The organism is Mobiluncus curtisii subsp. curtisii ATCC 35241 (genome assembly GCF_000146285.1).
Classification (GTDB): domain Bacteria; phylum Actinomycetota; class Actinomycetes; order Actinomycetales; family Actinomycetaceae; genus Mobiluncus; species Mobiluncus curtisii.
The window spans coordinates 922,867-944,067 of record NZ_GL385912.1; the positions used below are offsets into that span (position 1 = coordinate 922,867).

A 21,201-nucleotide genomic window follows, 5' to 3' on the forward strand; every position below is an offset into this window, starting at 1 on the left:
CGCGTAGCCGTTAAGAAACGGCACCGATGTGCCGTTTTAGGCGAAGCACCACAAAACATAAAACAGCGACGCTACGAACAGGATTAAGCCTGACTATTGGAGCCGATTAATTTGGAGGTGCGCAAATTCGACCAGGGCGCGTTTCACTTCGCTATCCGGAATGTTTTGCAGGTGTGCCAGGGCGCGTTCTACCCATTCGCCCGCCAGGCGTTTCGTTTCTTCCGTCACCGGATGGGCTGCCAATTGGGCTGTGACCTGGGCTAAAACCGCATCATCTTGCAGGGCGTCAGTATCGGCTATCGCCTGCAGCAAGGCGCGGTCAGGACCAGTGTCGCGACCGTCCTGCACGGTCTTTTCCAGCAGCAGGACGGGGAAGGTTTTCGTGCCGTCACGCAGGTCGGCGCCGGGGGTTTTCCCGCTTTGTGCCTCGGTGGCTTGCAAATCTAGCACGTCATCAGCAATCTGGAAGGCCACACCCAAATCCTCACCGAACTGGGTCACTGCCGAGACTGTAGCGGCGTCACAGCCGGATAGTTCCGCCCCGTACAGCGCCGCACAGCCAATCAGCGCGCCGGTTTTGTCTCGCAATACGTCAATGTAGAACTCAATCGGGTCGTCATGGCTGTCGGGACCGAAAATGTCACGCATTTGCCCCTGACACAATCTCTCGAACGTTCGGGAGTGTTGCGCCACAATGGTGGGATTAAGCCCTGAAACCAGCAGGGACGCGCGGGAAAAAATCAAATCTCCTGCCATGACCGCCAGGGTGTTGTTCCACTGCACATGCGCCGCAGGTACCCCGCGACGCATGGTAGCTTCATCCATCAAATCGTCGTGATACAGTGAAGCCAAGTGAGTCAGCTCCACCGCGACTGCACCTTGCTTGACCTGGGAGGAAACCGGCTGATTCGGGGCTCCCAGCTGGGAAACCAACAGGGTCAGCAGGGGTCGCATCCGTTTCCCGCCAGCGGCCCGCAGATGGGACACCAAGGCAGAGGTCTTTTCGCGCTGTGTCTGCGTTTCCTGAACCAGCATCTGTTCGATGTCATCCAAGGCATCCCGGAGTTTTGTTTCCAGTAAGCCTGGGGTTTCCAGAACAGATTCTGTCGAGACTGGGTAATGCGTGTCCGCCAGTTTTTTTCTCACGTATCCAAGACTATGCGCCGAGGGTAAACAACGCCAAAAGGGGCTGGCTGGCAACACCTAACGCAACGGTCGTCAACGCACACAGCACGATGACACACTTGGTCAAGCCGTCACCAGCGGAGATGGTGGCAGTGTCGGGGGCAGGTTCGGTAAAGAACATGCGCATGATGACCCGGAAGTAAAAGAACGCGGTCACGACTGAGGCCAGTAACCCAATCAGAATCAGAGTCCCGTTGGCAGGGTCAGCCGCCAAGCCCGCCTCGAATACGAGGAATTTACCGATGAATCCTCCGGTCAGGGGGATACCCGCAAAGCTCAGCAGGAAGATTGCCATCGCGGCTGCCATTGCCGGGTGCTTGCGCCCCAGACCGTCCCAAGAGCTCAGCGCCGAAGCCTCCCCACGCACCGTGCCTTCTGCGTCCTCGTCACGCACTATCGAGACGACCGCAAAAGCACCAATGGTGGCGACACCATAAGCCAGGACGTAAAAGGCTATCGAGGCAAAAGCGGTAGCCGCCGCCCCAAACAGGGCAATCATGATGAATCCCACGTGCGCGATGGAGGAGTAAGCCAGCATCCGCTTCACGTCGCTCTGGACGATACCCAGGAAAGTGCCCACCACGATGGTCGCGATAATGACCACCCACATGAGGATAACGAAGTCCCAGCTCAGTTGGGTGTACAGGAAACCGTACAGGTGCAGCAGCGCACCAAACGCAGCGACTTTCACACCTGCCGCCATGAAGCCAGAAATCGGCGACGGCGCGCCTTGATAGACATCGGGAGCCCAGGCGTGGAACGGTACGGCGGAAACCTTAAAGAACAAGCCCACCAGCAGCATGGCTCCGCCGGTCAGGAGCATCCAGTCCAGACCTGGATTCAGGGACACCGCAGTGGACATTTCTATCAGGTTCAGGGTCCCGGTGTAGCCGTAGAGCATGGTGATACCCATCAGGAAGAAAGCCGATGCGAACGCGCCGAGGATAAAGTATTTCAGACCGGCTTCTTGGCTCAGCAGGCGGCGACGTCGACCCATCGCGCTCATGATGTAGAGCGGCAGGCTCATCAACTCCAACGCCACGAACAGGGTCAACAGGTTCCCCGCACTAATGAACGCCATCATGCCGCCCAGCGAAAACAGGAACAGGGCGTACAGTTCCGTGCGCTGGTAGCGAATCTTAATCGCGTAGTCCTCTTGGGACGAGCCGGGGGTGTCCGCTGCCTGGGGCGCAAAAGAGCCGTCGTTCGGGGTGGAACGGTCCACGACCACGAGCGCCGCCAACAGTCCCACGACCAGCAAAACCAGTTGGAATCCTAATGAGAGACGATCCTCCATAAAGGTTCCCGCCGCGATTTGTCGCGCTCCTTGGTGACCAACAGCGATAAAACGCCAACCCACCAGCACTATTGCGGCAAGGATGCTGGCAATAGTGAGGAATGCGTTGGCAGCTTTACGGAAACTCGGCCAGGGGAAAGCCTCAATCAGGGTCGCCAATACGGCTGCCCCTAACAGCACCAACAGCGGGCTCAGCGCATCCCATTCCACCACGGGGGTAACCTCCAAGGTCTTCACAAGCACCGGAAGAATCGCGTTCATTGGGCGCCTCCTTCGTTCGTGGCTATGACTTCGGGGGCAGACGCCGACCCGCTCTGTGACACCGCTTGATACATGAGAGCAGCATCGGGCTTAATCAGGTTCAAAGTCGGTCCCGGCAGGACCCCCAAACCGAACATTGCCAAAACCAGCGGAACCATGATGAACTTTTCCCGCCAATTCAAATCTTTGGCAGTACGCACCGCCCCGTCAATCGGTCCGGTAAACATATTCAGGTAAGGCACCAGCAGGTAAACCGAAGCCAACACGACCCCCAAGATTGACACCATCGCCGCTGCAATGTTCAGTTTAAACGTGCCGACCAGAATCAAGTATTCAGGCAGGAAACCGGACAGACCGGGCAGGGCGATAGCCGCCAAACCTGACACCAGGAACAGACCTGCCAAAGTCGGGGTCACCCTCTGGAAACCACGGTAGGCAGCAATTTCTTGGGTGCCACCGCGTGTGGTCAGCCAACCACTCAACAGGAATAAGCCGGCGATAGAGACCCCGTGGGCGACCATGTAGAGCATAGCGCCTTCAATCGCGGTCTGAGAGCCAATGTACAGTGCCAACACCATGAACCCGAAGTGGCTCACAGAGGTGAACGACACCAAACGCAGCAGGTCCTTTTGCGAAATCGCCGCCAGCGCCCCCCACAGAATCGAGAGCACCGCCAGCACCACAATAACCGGAGCTACCTTTGCGGATGCCGCGGGGAACAGCTGCCAGCAAAACATAATCATGCCCCAGGTCCCGACCTTGTCCAGCACACCCACCAGCAGCACGGAGGTGCCACCACGGGCGACTGCCGCGGTCGAGGGCAGCCAGGTGTGTACCGGAACCATCGGGGCTTTAATCGCAAAAGCGACCAGGAAAGTCATCATCATCCACACGCCTGCCGCGCCGGGGTGGAAATTCCCAGAGGTTAGGTAATCCATGTGGAAAGCCTGGTCGCCACCACCGGAATGCACGTACACTCCGATGATGCCAAACAGCATCACCAAACCGCCCACCAGGGAATACAGCACGAACTTGATGGCGGCGTGGCGACGCACTTGGGCGTCCCCGTTACCGTAACGACCCACCAGGAAGTACAGCGGAACCAGCATCCCCTCAAAAGCGATATAGAACAGCAACAGGTCACGGGCACAGAACAGCAGCACCATGAAAGATTCCAAAGCTAGGATGAGGGCGGCGTAGCCAGCTGCCGTGTTCGGGTCGTTGTCGTCCCGCCAAGAAGCCAGAATGACCAGGGGGGTCAGGGCGGTGGCGAGGATAATCATCACCATCCCCAGCCCGTTGACACCAAGCGCCCAAGACAGCCCTATTGCCGGCATCCACGCGTAGGATTCGCCCAGTTGAAAAGCTCCTGGCGTATCCGGTGCAAAGTCAAAGCTGGTAAACAGGGCCACCAGTACGCCTGCCAGAACGGCACCGGACACGGCGAGGCAGATTTCCTTGCCGATGGAACGTAGCCAGGGGATGAGCCATATCGCCAGGGCGAAACCCATGGGGATGCACACCAGCAAAGTCAACCAGGGGAAACCAGCCGGGGTCGGAATAGTCGTTTGAGTCAAAACCATGTTCATCCTTTGTTTACCTCACAGCCTTGTCACCAATACCAGGGCAAGAGCCAAAACTGTGCCGAACAGGGTCCAGCCAGCATAGCGACGCGGCGAGCCGGAGTGGAGTGACGTCCCGACCTTACCGAGCCACAGCGAGAGCCGACCGGAACCTTCCACAATGCCGTCAAGGACCGCCCGGTCTGCCACTGCCACCCCCGAGGACAAAGCCAGCGTCGGGATAATAGCGACCTTTTCATTGACCGCATCTTGGTAGAGGTCATCACGCGCTGCCATAATCAAGGCGTTGGCTTCGGGAATGGCGGTTTCTACGGGGCGTTTCATAAACAGCGCCCACGCGGTGACCACGCCGATGATGACTACGGCTAAGGTCAGCCCCATCAGCAGGGCTTCGGGCATGACCGGCTCGCCGTGGGGAACCGTCTGACCGCGGGCACCGATATTCACAATCGGATTCAGCCAGGTCACAAAGAGGTTGCCTACCGAAAGCAGACCGCCCAGCGCGATGGAGAATACGGACAGCACCAGGAGTGGGATGGTCATCCACGGGCTCGCCTCATGCGGGTGGACCGGGGCACCTTCCGCCTCGGTGGTCCAGCGCGCCTCCCCGTGGAAGATGAGGAAGAACAGGCGAGACATGTAGAAAGCGGTGATACCAGCACCGACCAGGGCAACGAGACCAAATACCCAGGGGTACCAGGTTCCGTAGTTCGGGTTGGGCAGGAAGGCTGCCTCGATGATTTTGTCTTTGGAAAAGAACCCGGAGAACGGCGGGATTCCCAGGATAGCCAGCCAGCCGATAAAGAACGCGAACCAGGTAATTTTCATGACCCGGAACAGCCCGCCGAAACGGCGAATGTTGACCTGCTCGCTCATCGCGTGCATGACCGAGCCGGCAGCGAGGAACAGTTGCGCCTTAAAGAACCCGTGGGTAATCAGGTGGAAGATGGCAAACGCCCAGCCGACTGGACCCAAGCCCGCCCCCAGCATCATGTAACCGATTTGGCTCATGGTAGAGGCTGCCAGCACCTTCTTCATATCGTCTTTCGCGCACCCCACGACGGCGCCGAACAGCAGGGTGATTGCCCCGACAATGGCGACGACCAGGGACGCGACCGGGGTTTGGGTATAGATAGCGCCGGAACGGACCATCAGGTACACGCCGGCAGTCACCATCGTGGCGGCGTGAATCAGCGCGGACACCGGAGTCGGACCGGCCATAGCGTCACCCAGCCAGGCTTGGAGGGGGAACTGGGCAGATTTACCACATGCCGCCAGCAGCAGGAACAGACCAATCACGGTCGCCCAAACCGGCTGTAGTGTGGCGCCCAGCACCTCGGCAAAGTCCACCGAACCCACCACGGCGAACATCGACATCATCGCCAACAGCAGCCCCAGGTCACCCACACGGTTCATGATGAAAGCCTTGTTCGCAGCCAAGGCATTGTTGTGGACCTGGTTCCAGAAGCCAATCAGCAGGTAAGACGCCAAACCGACACCTTCCCAACCGACGAACGTCACCAGGTAAGAGTTACCCAGCACCAGGGTCAGCATGGATGCCACAAAGAAGTTTAGATACGCAAAGAACCGACGCCGATCGGGGTCAGCTGCCATGTATCCCACCGAATAGATGTGAATCAGACCGCCGACGAACGTCACCAGCATCACGAACGAGATAGATAGCGGATCCAGCAGCAGACCGAAATTCACCGTCAGTTCCGAACCGGGCAGCCAGTTCCACACTGTCAGGCTTTGTGCCCGATTCTCGGGGGAACGTCCCAGCATTTCTGTCAGAATGACCACGCCAATCCCGAAGGACGCCCACGGTGCCAGCATCCCCAGGAAGTGTCCCCAAGCGTCCACGCGACGTCCCGCAATGAGCAGGAACATGGAACTTATGAAAGGAATGGCAATCATCAGCCAGGCATATTGGACCATGCCGGTGGCAGACCCGAATTGCAGAACCGCGCCGGTAGCCAGCCCGTTGAGTGGATTGAAAGTTTGCAGCATGTTTTCCTTTCCCCCTTAGCCGTTCAACAGGTTGAAGTCGTCGAGGGAGGTGGTGCGCCGGGAGCGGAACAGCGACACAATCAGCGCCAGACCGACCACGACTTCCGCAGCCGCCACGGTCATCACAAAGAACGCCAGGACTTGCCCGGTCATATTAGTGTTGGCTTCTCCCAGAGCCACCAGCGCGATATTGCACGAGTTCAGCATGATTTCCACGCCCATCAGGGCGATGACCGCGGAACGGTGGAGCAGCACGGTCAAGGCGCCTACGGCAAACAGAGCCAGCGCCACGAATACCAGGAACATCACGTTCATGCGTCTTCTCCTTCAGTCGTGGCGGTACCGGGTTCGGTGTGGTCCGCAATAGTTTTATCAAGCGGTTCTGCATGGTCTGGCAGGGCTTCGGGAGCGCCCGGTCCGGGCATTCCCACCGCGCCGGAACGGGCGACCGCCGCGGAGGCTTTCGCGCCATGCAGACCGACTCCCCCACTAATTTCGGCAGCCAAAGCACGCGCTGTCCACGGCGAGGCTTCCCCGAGCGAACGGTCTTCCCCGAGGACTCGCACCACGCGCGGCACCGATTCCGGTACCGGGCGTTGAGTTTCACCGCTGATAGCCGGCACATCCAAAGCGTTGGTTTCCGCATAGACGCCCGGCGGCACGGTCTGACCCAGGACGTGACCACCGTCTCGGTATGCTTTCATCCGCTGCTTCACCAGGAAAGGCTGGGTCAAGCGCGGCAGCAGTGCCTCGGAGTGAGTCAAGCTCATCGCCCCGACCGCTGCCACAATCAGCAGCGTGGCGACCATTTCCAGCGGTGCGTAGTAGGTGTTGATGACTTCAGAAGCCAGGCGCACCGGATTGGGATCCCCGCTGGGGCGCGCCGGAGCCCCGTTCACCGTGGTGTTTACGGCAGCAACAATCGCCATAATCCCGAAAGCCACGACCAGCAGCACGGCTGCCGCTACCGTCCCGACTTTGGAGTCTCGCGGCGAGTCCACCGCTTGCACCCCCACCAACATAATGACGAACAGGAACATCATCATGATGGCGCCGGTGTAAACCACAATCTGAACCGCGCCCAGGAACTCGGCTCCGACCGAAAAATAGATACCCGCGACACACACCATCATGGCGACCATATATACCGCGGCGTGAACTGCTCGATTCGACAGCGCTACCCCCAATGCCGCAATCAACGCCAGCGCGGAACATGCCGCTACGAAGATTGTCTGACCGGTGCCCATTTCGGGTAATTCCGCGACCGCTTGCAGCAAGTGGCTCATGCTTTCACCTCCTGTGCCGGTTTTCCGGCACTGGCCAAGGAGGCATCCTGCGGACGACGACTCGCAACCCAGTCAATCTGGTCGGGAGTCGCGCCGGTGACGCTTCCGTTGTAGTAATCCATGTCAGAAGTGCCTGACGCCATCGGATGCGGCGTGCTGAGCATCCCGGCGTTTAAAGGAACCAACAGGCGGTCCTTTTCAAAAATCAAATCCTCGCGGTTGTCATCCCAAATCTCGTAATCGTTGGACATCGTGAGGGCTCGCGTCGGGCAGGCTTCGATGCACATGCCGCAAAAGATGCAGCGCAGATAGTTGATTTCATATACTCGCCCGTATCGTTCCCCGGCACTGTACTGTGCCTCCGGGGTGTTTGCGGCGGCCTCTACATAGATGGCGTCCGCCGGGCACGCCCAGGCGCACAGTTCGCAGCCCACGCATTTTTCCAAGCCGTCCGGGTAACGGTTCAATTGGTGACGTCCATGGTAGCGCGGCTGAGTCGGCACCTTTTCAAAAGGGTACTGTTCAGTCACGTAAGGGCGGAAGAAGTTGCGGAACGTGACTCCGAAACCGGCGACTGCTTTCAGCGATTCCGCCAGGGGACCTTTCTTTTTTCGTTGCCACAGTTGCGGATCTGGGTCCGCCACGGGTTCAGGATTGGTCAGTGCTCCAGCGTCGGGATTCTCCGGTTCGTCCGGGGATGCAACCAAGTTGTTGTCAGAAGTTTGCGCGCTCACTTTTCTTCCTTTCCGCCCGTGATGGCAGTCTCAGCCGGGGTGCTGGGAGTTACTTTCAAGAGTCCAGAACGCGGACTGGGAGGCAGCTCCTGTCCAGGGAGGGGCGGGACCGGGAAACCATCCGCCATCGGGTCAAAGGGCTCAGGGGCGGCCGGTTTCACTTTCTTGACGGGAATCAGCATCACGATAATCAACAGCACCACGCAGACCCCAGCCACCGCAAACATGATTTGTTGCGAGTTGAAACCGAAGAATACGGGCAGAGCCTTAATCCACGCGACTGCCATCATCCACACGAACCCGACCGGAATCAAGACCTTCCAGCCGAGATTCATGAACTGGTCATAACGGAAACGCACCTGGGTGCCACGCACCCACACGAAAATCCAGAACAGAGACCACACCTTGACGTTAAACCACAGAATGCCCCACCACGGCGACCCGGCGACAGGATTCATCAAGTCCCACGCCCACGGCGCTTTGTAACCGCCCAGGAACATAGTCACCGCCACGGCGGAAACGTTAAAGATATTGATATATTCCGCCAGGTAGTACCAGGCGAAGTTCATTCCCGAGTACTCGGTTTGGTGCCCTGCCACCAGCTCGCTTTCGCATTCCGTCAAGTCGAAAGGCAGACGGTTCGTTTCCCCGAAAGAAGCGATGAGATACACGACAAAGGCAGGGAGCAGACCCAACAGCCAGCTCGGATCCTTTTGCGCCTCCACAATTTCGGAGGTGGACATAGAACCAGCCATGATGAACACACTGACCAAGGCGGTGCCCATCGCCAGCTCGTAAGAGATAACTTGTGCCGTGGAACGCACCGAACCCAACAGCGGGAACGGAGAGTTCGCGGACCAACCACCTAGGACGATGCCATAGATACCGAGGGAAGAAATCGCCAGCACAATTAGGGTGGCGACCCCGGAGTCGAACAGCTGCAGCGGGGTGGAAATCCCGAAAACTGTCGCATTTGGTCCGAACGGAATCAACGCGTAAATGGCAAAAGCCGTGAACGCCACCAGCATCGGGGAAATCAGATAAATCAGGGTGTCAGCGCCCTTGAGACGGAAGTTTTCTTTAAACACCATCTTGCCAGCGTCCGCGACGGCTTGGAGCAGACCGAACGGACCGCGCACATTCGGACCGGGACGGGTCTGGATGCGCCCCAGCCCACGGCGCTCTACCCACAGCGCCAACAGCACGTAGAGAATCAGCACCACGATGATAATCAGGGCTTTAATCAGGGAAATCCACCAGGTTTCCTGACTGAAGTCAGCCCCTTTCGGAGCCGGAGCCGCGGCGGACCACAGGTCAGTACCCAGGGCGGTCAGGATAGGAGTCAATGTGTACATAATGGTTACGCCTCCGCTGCTTTCAAGCTAACAAGCTGACCGTAAGCCGAACCCAAGGTTTCGTGAACCAGGGATCCGGGGGAGCATTCCGGCATCCACACGACCCGATCCGGCATGTCCGTGAGCACCACCGGCAGGGTCACGGTACCTCGCGGTCCCGTAATCTTGGCAATATCGGTAATGCCGTTCTCCTGGGCGGTTGCCGCGCTCAGGCGCACCACCGGGACTCTGGCAGTTCCTGCCAAATCCGGTTCGCCATCCTGGCAGCGACCCGCATCCAGCAGTGGCTTCCAGGTAATGACCAAAGCCTGCCCCGCTTCGGGGGGAACAATGGGGGGATCCTGCCGGAAAGGCGCCCCCAAACGAATGCCTTCCCAGGAACCCAGTTCCTCGTACTCATGCCAGATAGCAGCCAGAGAGTCCAACCCCAGGTCGTATCCCGCAGCCCGACCCAGCAGGTTCATGACCTTCCAGTCCGGCAACGCGTGCGATGCCAAAGCCTGACCGAAGGGACGCAGTCGTCCCTCCCAGTTGACGAAAGTACCGCTCTTTTCGTGGGGCGGTGCCACCGGCAGCACGACATCGGCATATTGGGTGATTTCGGTCTGGCGCACTTCCAGCTGGATGACATGCTTCACGCCTTTGAGGACTTCTCGTGTCCCCTCCGGGTCCTCCAGGTCGCGCAGGTCAACCCCACCCATCACCATAGTGGTGCCGGGCAGGAACTGTTCCCAAGCCTCGGGGGTCAGCATACACCGGAAGCACAGCGGCAGATTCTCGTGCAGCGGCTCCGTCAAGCCCCACGCCGCGTCAATGTTGGCACGAGCCATCGGATCGGTCACCAGGCGACCGCGTGGCAGCAGACCGGGGAAACAGCCCGCCTCGATGGCGGCACGCGAACCGGCGCGGCGCGGTATCCATGCCCACGCAGCGTTGGTGGCGTCAGCCAGGCGCGCGGCATACTCCAGCTCGTCAACGACCAGGCTGGCACGCTCCCCCATCAGCACCAGCGCACCGGGTTGGCTGAGGGATTCTTTCACCCAGGCAAACTCGCCTTGGCCAGCGATGATGTCTTGTAAAATCTGGAGTTGCTCCCCCGGCTGGTTTTGCACCAGGGTGGCGCCGAGTTTGCGCGCCCCATCGCTCAAGAACGGGGCCAGCGTGGCGACTTTCGTGCCGTGGTTTTGCGTGGCTTTCCGCAGCCGCAAGAACAGGGTGGCGCATTCGTCCTCCGGTTCCAAATCGACCAGGAACACAAACGGTGCTTTTTCAATATCTTGGTAGGTCACTGTTACCGGACGCCCCGCGACCCGCAGTTTGATGAAGTTCACCTCATCCATGCGGAAGTCTCGCGCCCGCGCATCCACGATGTTCGATTTGCCCACCACGTGCGCAAACTTGCCCCAAGCGTAGTAATCTTCGAGGGTGAGATGCTCGCCGGGAAAGAACGTGACCTCGGAGTTTTGTGCAGATTCTTTAACATAGGCGGCAGCCCGCGAAAGGGCGGTGCCCCAGTCAGTTTCCTCCAACTCGCCCGCGTCGTTACGCACCATCGGGCGGGTCAAGCGGTCTGTAGAGGACTGCCAGGCGAACGCGTAACGGTCCTTGTCAGAAATCCATTCCTCGTTGACCTCGGGATTATCCCCTGCCAGGTGACGCAACACGACCCCGCGGCGTGCGTCGACCCGGATTTCTGCCCCGCTAGCATCCTGGTCGGTAATCGAGGGGGTAGATATGAGATCGTGGGGACGCGCCCGGAACCGATAGGAGGCATTCGTGAGCGCCCCGACCGGGCAGATTTGGGTGACATTGCCGGAAAAGTACGAGGCGAAACGTCGACCGGACACGTCACGATGCGCCACGTCCGGGTGTCCCGAATGCATCGAACCGATGATGCCAGGCTCTCCGCTGGGGCCGGTCATTGATTCACAAGGGGTGACGGTAGCGCCGTCCGGGTTCGCCTCCTCGTCATATATTCCCAACACCTGCGTGTCGAAGGAACCGATGTTTTCCCCCATAAAGAAATGGTGATCGCATGGAGAGGAACCGCCACCCCGCCCTTGTAGGTCCAAAAATACGTCCCCGGCGATTTCCTTGCCGAAACGCACGCAGCGCTGGCACAGCACGCAGCGATCCCGGTCCAGCAAAATCTCGGAGGTCAAGCGCACTGGCTTGGGCCAGACTCGCTTTTTATCAGTGAAACGCGAAGTCGGATTGCCTTCCATGAAGGTCTGGTTTTGCAGCGGGCATTCCCCGGCTTTATCGCAAACCGGGCAGTCCAGCGGGTGATTGACCAGCAGGAACTCCAGGATACCGTTCTGAGCCTTCGCCGCGACCTCGGAGCTGAGCTGGGTGTAAATCTCCATCCGATCCGTGCAGGTGGTCGAGCAAGCCGGCATTGGTTTGGGCATCTTGGCGACGTCTCCCTGCCGGTTGGGCATGGCGACCTCCACCAGACACGCCCGGCATGCTGCCACCGGCTTCAGCAACGGGTGGTCACAGAAGCGCGGCACGTACACTCCAGCTTGTTCACAAGCCCGAATCGCCAAGGTGCCTTGGGGCACCTCCAGGGGCTTGCCGTCAACTTTAATATTGACCATTTGCACTTCGTCGCTCATTTATTTACCTACCTCACCCGCTGCCTCGTGGTAATACACGCTGCGTTCGTAGGGGAACAACTCCCAAGCCGGAGTTGTGTAGCCTTTTTCAAACTCGTCACGGAAACGTTCGATGCCCGACTTCACCGGCGTGATGGCCGCGTCCCCCAGCGCGCAGAAGCAGCGCCCACCAATCTCGGAAGTAATCGACAGCAGCTTGTCCACGTCACCCACTTCACCTTTACCGGCTTCGAGACGGTGCATGATTTGCTTCATCCAATAGGTGCCTTCCCGGCACGGGGTGCATTTGCCGCAGGATTCATGCTGATAAAAATCCACCCAACGGGTCATGACACGCACCACCGAAGTCGTTTCGTCAAACACTTGAATCGCTCGGGTCGCCAGCATCGACCCAGCGGCGGCGACTTCCTCATAAGTCAGGGGAACGTCCAGTTCAGCGGGGGTAAAGATGGGTGCCGAGGAGCCCCCGACCGCCCAGAATTTCAGGTCGTGTCCAGCTCGCACCCCGCCGCAGTATCCCAACAGTTGCCGCATCGTAATCCCGAACGGCGCCTCGAACTGACCGGGGCGGGCGACGTGACCGGAAACCGAGAAAATCCCGTGTCCCTTGGACTTTTCTGTGCCCATCGCGGCGTACCAGTTATCCGAATACTTAAAAATACCCGCGACCTGGGAAATCGTCTCGACGTTATTGATGACGGTGGGACGGGCGTACAGCCCCTGAGCGGCCGGGAACGGCGGTTTCAACCGCGGGTGTCCGCGCCTGCCTTCCAGCGAATCCAGCAGGGCGGTTTCCTCACCACAGATGTAGGCTCCCGCCCCGGAGTGGGCAGTAATCTTGAGGTCGCCCAGCAATCCCGCCTCGGTTGCTTCCCGGATAGCAGCCAGCAGTCGGCGCAGCGGGTGGGTCACTTCTCCGCGCAGATACACGAAAGCGTGTTCGCAGCGAATCGCGCGCGAACAGATTGCCATCCCCTCGATGAGGGCGTGCGGGTTCGCCATGATTTGCGGAATATCCTTGCAGGTCCCCGGCTCGGACTCGTCAGCGTTCACCGTCAGGTAGCGCGGCAAACCGTCATCGGGAGGCAGGAACGACCACTTCAACCCCGCGGGGAAACCGGCACCACCACGCCCGCGCAACCCCGAGTTCTTGACCGCAGCCAACACCTCCGCAGGATCCATCGAGTTGGCTTTTGCCAGACCCTGGTATCCCCCACGTGCCCGGTATGCCTCCAGGGTCCAAGACCGGTCCACGCCCCACATATCCGACAAAATCGGGGTCAGTGGCACCTCACCGCCAGGAATATCAGTCAGGTTCAATTCACTCATGACTATTCACCTTCCTTCGGTTCGGGAGCTGACCAGCCCGGGTCGCTGGGGATTCCCCAACCCTTTTCCGCGGCGATACGCTTGCCCAACAGGGTGGGAACACCTGCAGAGTCGCCCTCGTCCGCCAGTCCGTCCTCGAATCCCGCCAAGAGGTGTTCGTTTTCCTTAAAGGTCGGGACGCGATTTGGACCACGAGTCGGCTGCACCGGGTTGCCCGCCCGCAAATCGTCGACCAGTTTCACCGCCGATTGCGGGGTTTGGTTATCAAAGAATTCCCAGTTCACCATAATGACGGGGGCAAAGTCGCAGGCAGCGTTACATTCAATCGCCTCCAGGGTGACTTTCCCGTCCGCGGTCGTTTCTCCGTTGCCGATGCCCAAGTGGTCACACACGGTTTCCCAAATTTCGTCGCCCCCCATGACGGCGCACAGCGAAGTGGTGCACACCCCCACGTTGTATTCCCCGTTGGGACGGCGCTTGTACTGGGTATAGAACGTAGCCACCGCCGAGACTTCTGCGGGACTGATACCTAACAGTTCGGAACACAGCTCGATACCGTTGGCGGATACGAAGCCGTCCTCGGACTGGACCAGATGCAGCAACGGCAGCAGCGCCGAACGCGAGTGCCCCTCGGGATAGCGAGAAATAATCTCTTGACCTTCGCGAACCAGGCGCGCTTTGACGTCCTCGGGATACGGTTTCATCGATCCACACCTCCAAACACCGGGTCAATCGAACCGATTGACACCACCAAGTCAGAAATCAAGCCGCCCTCGCACATCATGGAGGCAGACTGCAGGTTTGCATAAGAGGGGTCGCGGAAGTGGGCACGGTACGGGTGGGTGCCCCCGTCGGTCACCAGGTGCACACCCTGGATGCCCTTAGCGTGCTCGACCTGGGCGTAAACTTGACCGGGCGGAATCCGGAAGCCTTCGGTCACCAGCTTAAAGTGATGTATAAGTTCCTCCATCGAGTGCCCCAGAATGTGCGACACATGCTCCGGGTCTTGGCCTTGGCCATCGGCACCGATGGTCAGCTTGGAGGGGTAGGCGAACTTCGGGTCGGCAATCATCACCGGCTCTCCCTCGCTCTGTTCTAGGCGATCCAGCACCTGATACACGATGCGCAGAGACTGATACATTTCCTCGAAACGCACCTCGGTACGGGTGTAGCAGTCGGAATGGTCGCGGGTGGGAACATCGAACGTGTACGCCTCATACCCGCAGTAGGGCTGCAGCTTGCGCATATCCAGCGGCAAACCGCCTGCCCGCAGGCACGGACCGGTCAGGGACAGCGCCATCATGGTGGACAGCGGCAGCCACCCCACATTCTTCATCCGACCAATAAAGATGGGGTTGGCCATAATCAAGTCCTGCATTTCGCCAATGTCGCGTTTCACCAGCGGAAGCTTTTCCCGAATCATGTCTATGGTGTCATCCAGCAGGTCGTTGGACACACCGCCGGGACGCATATAGGTGTTGTTCATCCGCAGGCCGGTGATGTGCTCGAAAATCCGCAGGATTTCTTCGCGACCCCGGAAACCGGTGGTCAGCATGGTCGTCGCGCCCAACTCGTTCGCGCCGGTACCGACAGCGACCAGGTGCGAAGCAATCCGGTTCAGTTCCATCAACAGCACCCGGATTTCGCTGGCGCGCCGCGGTACCTGATCCGTCACTCCCAGAGCTTTTTCGACTGCCAAACACCAGGCGACTTCTGAAAAGAACGGCGCTACGTAATCCATCCGGCTGCAGTAGGCGACGCCCTGATTGTAAGTGCGGTATTCCATAGATTTTTCGATACCGGTGTGCAGGTAGCCGGTGCCCAGACGGCAGTCCTTAACCGTCTCGCCTTCCAGCTCCACAATGACGCGCAGCACGCCGTGGGTGGAGGGATGCACCGGACCCAGGTTAACGGCAATCCGGTCATTGTGAGCCGACTCGAGGTCAGCCGCCATCGCCGACCATTCCCCGTCATGAACGGAGAACTCCGGCATTCCCGCCACGGAGTCGCTCGCCCCCGCGGCAGCATGAACATGCTGCGTTTTTGCCTCTGGGTTTATCGTTTCGGTACTCAACTGTAGCTCCTCCGCGTGTCAGCCGGCGGGACAGTGCCGCCCTTGAATTGCACTGGAATCCCGCCCAGCGGGTAGTCCTTACGCTGCGGGTGCCCGACCCAATCGTCGGGAAGCAGGGACCGGGTCAGAGCCGGGTGCCCGGTAAAGATGATGCCCATCATGTCGAACGCTTCTCGCTCGTGCCAGTTGTTTCCGGGGTAAATATCCACGATGGAAGGGATTTTCGGGTCATCTTCAGGAGCCGCAGTCTCGATGCGCAAGTTGTGGTTGTGGGTCACACTGATGAAGTGATACACGGCATGCAGTTCCTGCCCGGTGTCGTGCGGGTAATGCACCCCGGAGACACCCATGCACAGTTCAAAGCGCAGGTCCTGGTCATCACGCAACGCTTTTGCGACCGTCACCAGGTGTTCACGGGCGACGTGAATCGTCAGCTCGCCGTGGGAAACGACGACCCGGTCTATGGCAGTGAGAGGCTCCACCCCGGCCCCACGCAAATCCTCCTCCAGATAGTCCACGCAGTCGTCGAACCAGCCCCCGTAAGGCTTCGGGGATTGCCCCGGCATCCGCACTTCTCGGTGCAACAGACCGTAGCCGGAAGTGTCGCCGGTGCCGTGGACCCCAAACGGGTTGTCCCGCACTCCCAGGGATTCGCCGCGAGGATTAGCGTACTGGGGCAGCTTCGGCTCCGGGTCACCCTCCGGGGCGGATTGCAAATCTTGAGTTTCTTCGCTCACGCCATCAGTCCCTTCATGTCGTTCAATGAGGCTGCCTGCAGCGCCGCCGCTTCCGCTTTGCGGATGGCTTCCTCACGATGCTTGCCCAAAGGATCTTGCTTGATATGGTCGCGTAAGCTCAGCAATGCCCCCAGCAGCATTTCCGGACGCGGCGGGCAGCCCGGCAAATAGATGTCTACCGGCACCACGTGGTCGCAGCCCTGCACGATTGCGTAGTTATTGAACACGCCACCGGATGATGCACAAGCCCCCATCGAGATAACCCACTTCGGGTCTGCCATCTCGTCATATACGTTGCGCATGATGGTGGCCATCTTGTGCGAAACCCGACCCGAAACCAGCATGACGTCGGCGTGGCGCGGAGAGGAGCGGAACACTTCCGAACCGAAACGGGCAATGTCGAAACGTGACGCGGCAGTCGCCATCATCTCAATAGCGCAGCATGCCAGCCCCATCGTGACGGGCCAAATCGAGAGGGAGCGTGCAAAATCAGTAATTTTTTCCGGGAAGGCCGCCAAGCCGTCAGAATCTTGATCCATCATTTTTGGTTTCCTCCAAAATACTTGGAACGGTTTAATTCCAGTCAAAGCCGCGACGGGCCCACACATAGATGAAAGGCACTGCCAGCAGTTCCACGAAAGTCATCATCACGAACAAGCCAAACTTTCCTTGCTGGAAAAAGGAAATCGCCCAGGGGTAGAGAAACACCACCTCGATGTCGAAAACGATAAACATCATGGCGGTCAGGTAATACTTAACCGGGAAACGCGCCTGGCTTCCACGATTCGGAGTGGGGTCACAGCCACATTCATAGTTGGCATTCTTAACGCGGTTTGGCTTCGTGGGACCGAACAGGTAACCCGCCAAAACTCCTACTAATGCCACCACCCCGGCCACTAACAGCATAATCAGCAGCGCTACGTAAACATTCATAGCTTCTCCATCTTTAAACCGCCTGAGCTGCTTGCCGGCACTCTAGCCAGCAGATTTTTCCCAAGCGAGTTGCCAGTTCCACCCTACAGTTTTTCCCTTTACTCCGGGAAGCTTTGTCTGCAAGGCGTGATTATCTCCGGGTTTGTCCTGGTTTTGCGCCCCCTGCAGCATTTAACGTGGATTCGATTTAGGAAAAAAAGAGTTTTCATATTGGGACCTGGGTCCCTCTCAGAGGGGAAGGAGCCAGGGGCACCAAAAAACGGGGAGGCAAAATAGCTCGGGTCCCTTCCAGACAGGAAAGATGCCAGGCGACAGCCGCCGGGGGTCCAGTCGCTCTGTAGCGTGGCTTCACCGGCTCGGTAATATCACGATGCGGCGACACAGAGACACGCTCGGGTTGAACGCCAGATTGAACCCCGGACCTCGGGAGCGCTCGGCAAACCTCGCCTCAAATTCCGGTGTTGCGACAGGCGTGCGGTTCTGCACTCTCGGGCGTAGGACTGCGTCGGGAGTCTACCCGCGTGCCCCTCCGCCGGTTTTGGGCGCTGAGCGGGGGAACCTAGGATGGATGGGTGCTATTCGTCCACACTCGCGCCCTTGACCGCGATTTGTCCCCGGAGCTGTTCCCTATGGACCCCGCGGCACTCCCCACGGACGGATTTTTCTTTGCGTCTCCCCCTGCACAAGGCGCCCCCCTCACGTTGGCAGCGCCGGGTTTAGGGGATATTCCCGGCCAGGACTTTGCGCCAGCCTGGCATTGGGAGGACGGCTCAGACCTGGATCGGGCAGGCGCAGCGTGGTACCTGGTAGGACGCCACGCCCAGGTGTTTGATGCGGTGCAGCGACGCGGCACCGGCCCGGTGGCTTTCGCGTCCTTTGGTTTTAACAGCGCGGCGACCCCGGTTTTTGTCCTGCCGTCATTCCTGGTGGGCAGCGACGCCCAAGGGGCGTGGATTACCGTGGCTTATCAAGCCGAGAGTGTTGATGAGCCTAGAGCGGACCGATTGTATCGGGCCGCCCTGGCTTGGATTAAAAACTTTCCCCACCGCCAGCGCCAAGATGCCCTGCAAACGCAACCTTCCGCCGTAGTGGGAAAAACGTCTTACCAGGAAAACGTTGCCGCCGCCGTGCGCGCTATCCGCGAGGGCAAAGCGGAGAAAATCGTGATGGCTCGCCCGGCTCGCTTCGAGTTCGCCGGGGAGGCTGGCGCGGAACGGGCACGGGCAGCCGGTGGGGCTTTGGCCTCCCGCCTGCGCGAACGCTACCCGACTTGCTGGATTTTCAACGTCGGGGGGCTGGTCGGAGCCACGCCAGAGATGCTGCTGGAGGCTGCAGCGGGACGGGCACATTCGCGGGTTTTGGCAGGCACGGCGACGCCCGGCGAGGACGTGGATTTGGCTCACTCAGCGAAGAACCTGGCGGAACACCAGGTGGCGCTGCGTTCGGTGGCCGAGCCTTTGCGTCGCGTCGACCCCGATTTAGAGGCGAGCGGGCCGTACCTGTTACAGCTGCCGAATCTGACCCATTTGGCTACGGATTTGCACCTGCGGGTGCCGGCGGGCAAGACGCTGTTACACCTGGTCGCACAGTTTCACCCCACGGCGGCGGTGTGCGGGCTGCCGCGGGAGTTTGCGCGGACGTTCATCTCTCGGTTTGAAGCGAATCGCGGGCGTTACGCCGGACCGGTGGGCTGGGTCGATGCCCAGGGCGGGGGTCAGTTGGCTTTGGCGCTGCGGTGCGCCCAGCTCGATGCGCTCGGCGTGGAGGCCTGGGTCGGGGCGGGCATCATGGCAGATTCTGACCCGGAAACCGAATGGCAGGAAACCGGGGCGAAACTGGCGCCAATCCGGGATTGTCTGAACTTGTCGGCTGATTGACCCGCGGGGCGCGCCCCAAAATTGCAGCCCCGGCAGGGGGATTTGCATGAACGACCGATTTCAGACCTAAATCTGCACCACAGCGCCCTTGCGCATTTGCAAAACCGCTGGTAGACCCGTTTCTGAAGTGATTGAGTCGCGCCAAACCGAACCGAAAACGGTCATTCGTGCACGCCCGCTAGATTCCCCTGCGGGAATAAACAGTGGGATTTGGGCTGTAGCTGCCATTATTGGCAGCTACAGCCCTATTTCCACCTTTTATCCGCAAAAGTAACCCGGACCGGAACAGCGGGCGCGACCGAAGCAGGGGGGGCGACTCAGCGAGAGGCTGGGGGGTGAGCATTTTGCGACAATAGTCGCGCAAAACGCGAGGGGGCACTCCCCCTTACGCCTCTCGCGAGCACCCCCCGCGACGAAGCGCCCACACCGGAACCCCCTAACCCGACGGGACTAACCCCGGAAACTAATCGAGACTGTTGGGATTCAGCAAGAAATCCAGGACGCTCATGGTGAGGATTCCGTGCTGGTCATATGTGGGTTTCACCGTATCGCGCACCAGCAAGATTTTTTTGAAACTGTCCGGGACCTCCACAAGCGGAGCTTTCTCTTGGCGTTCCTTTTCCGAGTCCGGGATACGCCAGGCAGATTGCAGGTAGCAGCGCCGCGAACCAAGATTTGCCACGAAATCTACCTCGAGGTTTTTCCGAATGACTTTGCCATCTTGACGAGCCTGTTTTTCCACGCAACCGACATCGACCGAGAAACCCCGCAGGCGCAGCTCGTTATAAATAATGTTCTCCATCAGGTGGTTTTCCTCGACTTGGCGAAAGTTCAACCTGGCGTTACGCAGGCCCACGTCCTCGAAATAGTATTTTTGCGGACTCCCGATATATTTCCGACCTTTCACGTCATAGCGAGACGCCGCCTCAACCAGGAAAGACTCCTTTAGATACGCGATATAGGACGCGATGGTGTTCGCGCTGAGTTTTGACTTGAGGACACTCTTGAATGTCGCCTCTATCCGCGACGGGTTCACCAGCGAACCAACCGAGGACGCCAGCACATTCACCAAGTCCTCTAACTCTTGCGTTTTCTCAATTCCGTTCCGGGCAATAATGTCCTTTAAATAAGTTTCCGCAAACAAGCGCTCCAGGTAGCGCGACTTTTGCTGGTCACTGCGCATCGACAGCACCAGCGGCATTCCCCCATAGAGCACATACTCCGCCCAACCGCCATACCGGTCCCCCTCGAATCCACTCATGTACTCTGCAAAAGACAGTGGCCGCACCCGAACCTCGTCCCCGCGTCCCCGAAACTCGGTCAGCACATCAGTGGAAAGCATCTTCGAGTTACTGCCTGTCACGTAAACATCCACGTTGTGGGAACGGAGCAACCCATTCAAGACCCCGTAAAGGCGCGGGACCGACGTTCCTTTCAGCTCTTGGTCTGTAATCGCATACTGGACTTCGTCAATGAGCACGTAGTATTGCGAGGTTTTTTCAAGGAGTCTGGATTTCAGGTAATCGTTGAGCGCGCCGGGGTCGCGGTAAGCTGTCGCGTCTTCCGTATCCAGCGCGATTTCAATAATGTGTTCATCGTCCACACCCAGTTCCCGACGCAGATAATCGGCAAACAGCCTAAACAGCAGGTAAGTTTTTCCGCAGCGTCGAACCCCGGTAATGACTTTAATCATCCCGTTTTGCATCCGATCAATGAGCTGGTTGAGATAAACGTCCCGGCGGATTTCCATACTGTTAGTCTACTTCACTTTGAGCGATTTTGTTACATGTAGCAAAATCGCTCAAAGCACGCGTGTGCGCCAGACCAGACACAGGACTCTGCGCCATTAACACCAAACCCCCTCACCAACAGTGAACTATTCAACTCACCATCGACATTTAAGTGCTACACTTAACGTATTA

Annotated in this window: 17 protein-coding genes; 1 reads left to right on the forward strand and 16 read right to left on the reverse strand. The window is 58.9% G+C overall.

Going from position 1 to position 21,201, the window contains the following annotated elements; genetic code table 11:
* Positions 1-93: 93 nt before the first annotated feature.
* Genes HMPREF0574_RS04105 through ndhC form a run of 15 tightly spaced genes read right to left on the reverse strand, consistent with a single transcriptional unit; the run spans position 94 to position 17,402 of the window.
* Positions 94-1,146, reverse strand: coding sequence for a polyprenyl synthetase family protein (locus tag HMPREF0574_RS04105; protein ID WP_004007433.1), 1,053 nt, complete (start codon positions 1,144-1,146; stop codon positions 94-96).
* Between the two features lie 10 nt (positions 1,147-1,156).
* A complete protein-coding gene (nuoN, locus tag HMPREF0574_RS04110; RefSeq protein ID WP_004007434.1) occupies positions 1,157-2,743 on the reverse strand; it encodes an NADH-quinone oxidoreductase subunit NuoN in 1,587 nt (528 codons plus the stop codon).
* Positions 2,740-4,332 (reverse strand): complex I subunit 4 family protein, encoded by a 1,593-nt coding sequence (locus HMPREF0574_RS04115; RefSeq protein WP_004007435.1) that lies wholly within the window; start codon positions 4,330-4,332, stop codon positions 2,740-2,742. The genes nuoN and HMPREF0574_RS04115 overlap by 4 nt, the downstream gene beginning before the upstream one ends.
* A gap of 12 nt (positions 4,333-4,344) precedes the next feature.
* Positions 4,345-6,336 (reverse strand): NADH-quinone oxidoreductase subunit L, encoded by a 1,992-nt coding sequence (gene nuoL / locus HMPREF0574_RS04120; protein ID WP_004007436.1) that lies wholly within the window; start codon positions 6,334-6,336, stop codon positions 4,345-4,347.
* A 15-nt stretch (positions 6,337-6,351) separates the two neighbouring features.
* Complete coding sequence (gene nuoK / locus HMPREF0574_RS04125) at positions 6,352-6,651, reverse strand: NADH-quinone oxidoreductase subunit NuoK (protein WP_004007437.1); 300 nt, start codon at positions 6,649-6,651, stop codon at positions 6,352-6,354.
* Positions 6,648-7,622: an NADH-quinone oxidoreductase subunit J gene (locus HMPREF0574_RS04130; RefSeq protein ID WP_004007438.1), complete on the reverse strand. Its 975-nt coding sequence runs from the start codon at positions 7,620-7,622 to the stop codon at positions 6,648-6,650. Before HMPREF0574_RS04130 ends, nuoK begins: the two co-directional genes overlap by 4 nt.
* Positions 7,619-8,356, reverse strand: coding sequence for an NADH-quinone oxidoreductase subunit NuoI (nuoI, locus tag HMPREF0574_RS04135; RefSeq protein ID WP_004007439.1), 738 nt, complete (start codon positions 8,354-8,356; stop codon positions 7,619-7,621). Before nuoI ends, HMPREF0574_RS04130 begins: the two co-directional genes overlap by 4 nt.
* Positions 8,353-9,711, reverse strand: a complete 1,359-nt coding sequence (gene nuoH, locus HMPREF0574_RS04140) for an NADH-quinone oxidoreductase subunit NuoH (RefSeq protein ID WP_004007440.1) — start codon at positions 9,709-9,711, stop codon at positions 8,353-8,355. The genes nuoI and nuoH overlap by 4 nt, the downstream gene beginning before the upstream one ends.
* 5 nt (positions 9,712-9,716) lie before the next feature.
* Positions 9,717-12,329, reverse strand: coding sequence for an NADH-quinone oxidoreductase subunit G (locus tag HMPREF0574_RS04145; protein ID WP_004007441.1), 2,613 nt, complete (start codon positions 12,327-12,329; stop codon positions 9,717-9,719).
* Positions 12,330-13,658: an NADH-quinone oxidoreductase subunit NuoF gene (nuoF, locus tag HMPREF0574_RS04150; protein WP_004007442.1), complete on the reverse strand. Its 1,329-nt coding sequence runs from the start codon at positions 13,656-13,658 to the stop codon at positions 12,330-12,332.
* 2 nt (positions 13,659-13,660) lie between these two features.
* A complete protein-coding gene (gene nuoE / locus HMPREF0574_RS04155) occupies positions 13,661-14,362 on the reverse strand; it encodes an NADH-quinone oxidoreductase subunit NuoE (protein WP_004007443.1) in 702 nt (233 codons plus the stop codon).
* Complete coding sequence (locus HMPREF0574_RS04160; protein WP_004007444.1) at positions 14,359-15,732, reverse strand: NADH-quinone oxidoreductase subunit D; 1,374 nt, start codon at positions 15,730-15,732, stop codon at positions 14,359-14,361. Before HMPREF0574_RS04160 ends, nuoE begins: the two co-directional genes overlap by 4 nt.
* Entirely contained in the window at positions 15,729-16,469 is a 741-nt protein-coding gene (locus HMPREF0574_RS04165) for an NADH-quinone oxidoreductase subunit C (protein ID WP_004007445.1), read from the reverse strand. Before HMPREF0574_RS04165 ends, HMPREF0574_RS04160 begins: the two co-directional genes overlap by 4 nt.
* Positions 16,466-17,011, reverse strand: coding sequence for an NADH-quinone oxidoreductase subunit B (locus HMPREF0574_RS04170; RefSeq protein ID WP_004007446.1), 546 nt, complete (start codon positions 17,009-17,011; stop codon positions 16,466-16,468). Before HMPREF0574_RS04170 ends, HMPREF0574_RS04165 begins: the two co-directional genes overlap by 4 nt.
* 31 nt (positions 17,012-17,042) lie before the next feature.
* Positions 17,043-17,402 (reverse strand): NADH-quinone oxidoreductase subunit A, encoded by a 360-nt coding sequence (gene ndhC / locus HMPREF0574_RS04175; RefSeq protein ID WP_004007447.1) that lies wholly within the window; start codon positions 17,400-17,402, stop codon positions 17,043-17,045.
* 572 nt (positions 17,403-17,974) lie between these two features.
* Here ndhC and HMPREF0574_RS04180 point away from each other — a divergent pair.
* Positions 17,975-19,279 (forward strand): isochorismate synthase, encoded by a 1,305-nt coding sequence (locus HMPREF0574_RS04180; RefSeq protein ID WP_004007449.1) that lies wholly within the window; start codon positions 17,975-17,977, stop codon positions 19,277-19,279.
* A gap of 463 nt (positions 19,280-19,742) precedes the next feature.
* On the opposite strand, the gene HMPREF0574_RS04185 is transcribed toward HMPREF0574_RS04180, so the two are convergent.
* Positions 19,743-21,029 carry an ATP-binding protein gene (locus HMPREF0574_RS04185; protein ID WP_004007451.1) on the reverse strand — a complete coding sequence of 429 codons (1,287 nt, stop codon included), beginning with the start codon at positions 21,027-21,029 and terminating at the stop codon, positions 19,743-19,745.
* Between the last annotated feature and the right edge of the window lie 172 nt (positions 21,030-21,201).

Bases quoted from the DNA above. Each gene is read 5' to 3' on its own strand.
- ndhC (WP_004007447.1), bottom strand. From the start codon at position 17,402: ATGAATGTTTACGTAGCGCTGCTGATTATGCTGTTAGTGGCCGGGGTG.
- HMPREF0574_RS04115 (WP_004007435.1), bottom strand. From the start codon at position 4,332: ATGAACATGGTTTTGACTCAAACGACTATTCCGACCCCGGCTGGTTTC.
- HMPREF0574_RS04130 (WP_004007438.1), bottom strand. From the start codon at position 7,622: ATGAGCCACTTGCTGCAAGCGGTCGCGGAATTACCCGAAATGGGCACC.
- nuoE (WP_004007443.1), bottom strand. From the start codon at position 14,362: ATGAAACCGTATCCCGAGGACGTCAAAGCGCGCCTGGTTCGCGAAGGT.
- nuoF (WP_004007442.1), bottom strand. From the start codon at position 13,658: ATGAGTGAATTGAACCTGACTGATATTCCTGGCGGTGAGGTGCCACTG.
- nuoL (WP_004007436.1), bottom strand. From the start codon at position 6,336: ATGCTGCAAACTTTCAATCCACTCAACGGGCTGGCTACCGGCGCGGTT.
- nuoN (WP_004007434.1), bottom strand. From the start codon at position 2,743: ATGAACGCGATTCTTCCGGTGCTTGTGAAGACCTTGGAGGTTACCCCC.
- nuoK (WP_004007437.1), bottom strand. From the start codon at position 6,651: ATGAACGTGATGTTCCTGGTATTCGTGGCGCTGGCTCTGTTTGCCGTA.
- HMPREF0574_RS04170 (WP_004007446.1), bottom strand. From the start codon at position 17,011: ATGATGGATCAAGATTCTGACGGCTTGGCGGCCTTCCCGGAAAAAATT.
- nuoH (WP_004007440.1), bottom strand. From the start codon at position 9,711: ATGTACACATTGACTCCTATCCTGACCGCCCTGGGTACTGACCTGTGG.
- HMPREF0574_RS04185 (WP_004007451.1), bottom strand. From the start codon at position 21,029: ATGGAAATCCGCCGGGACGTTTATCTCAACCAGCTCATTGATCGGATG.
- HMPREF0574_RS04145 (WP_004007441.1), bottom strand. From the start codon at position 12,329: ATGAGCGACGAAGTGCAAATGGTCAATATTAAAGTTGACGGCAAGCCC.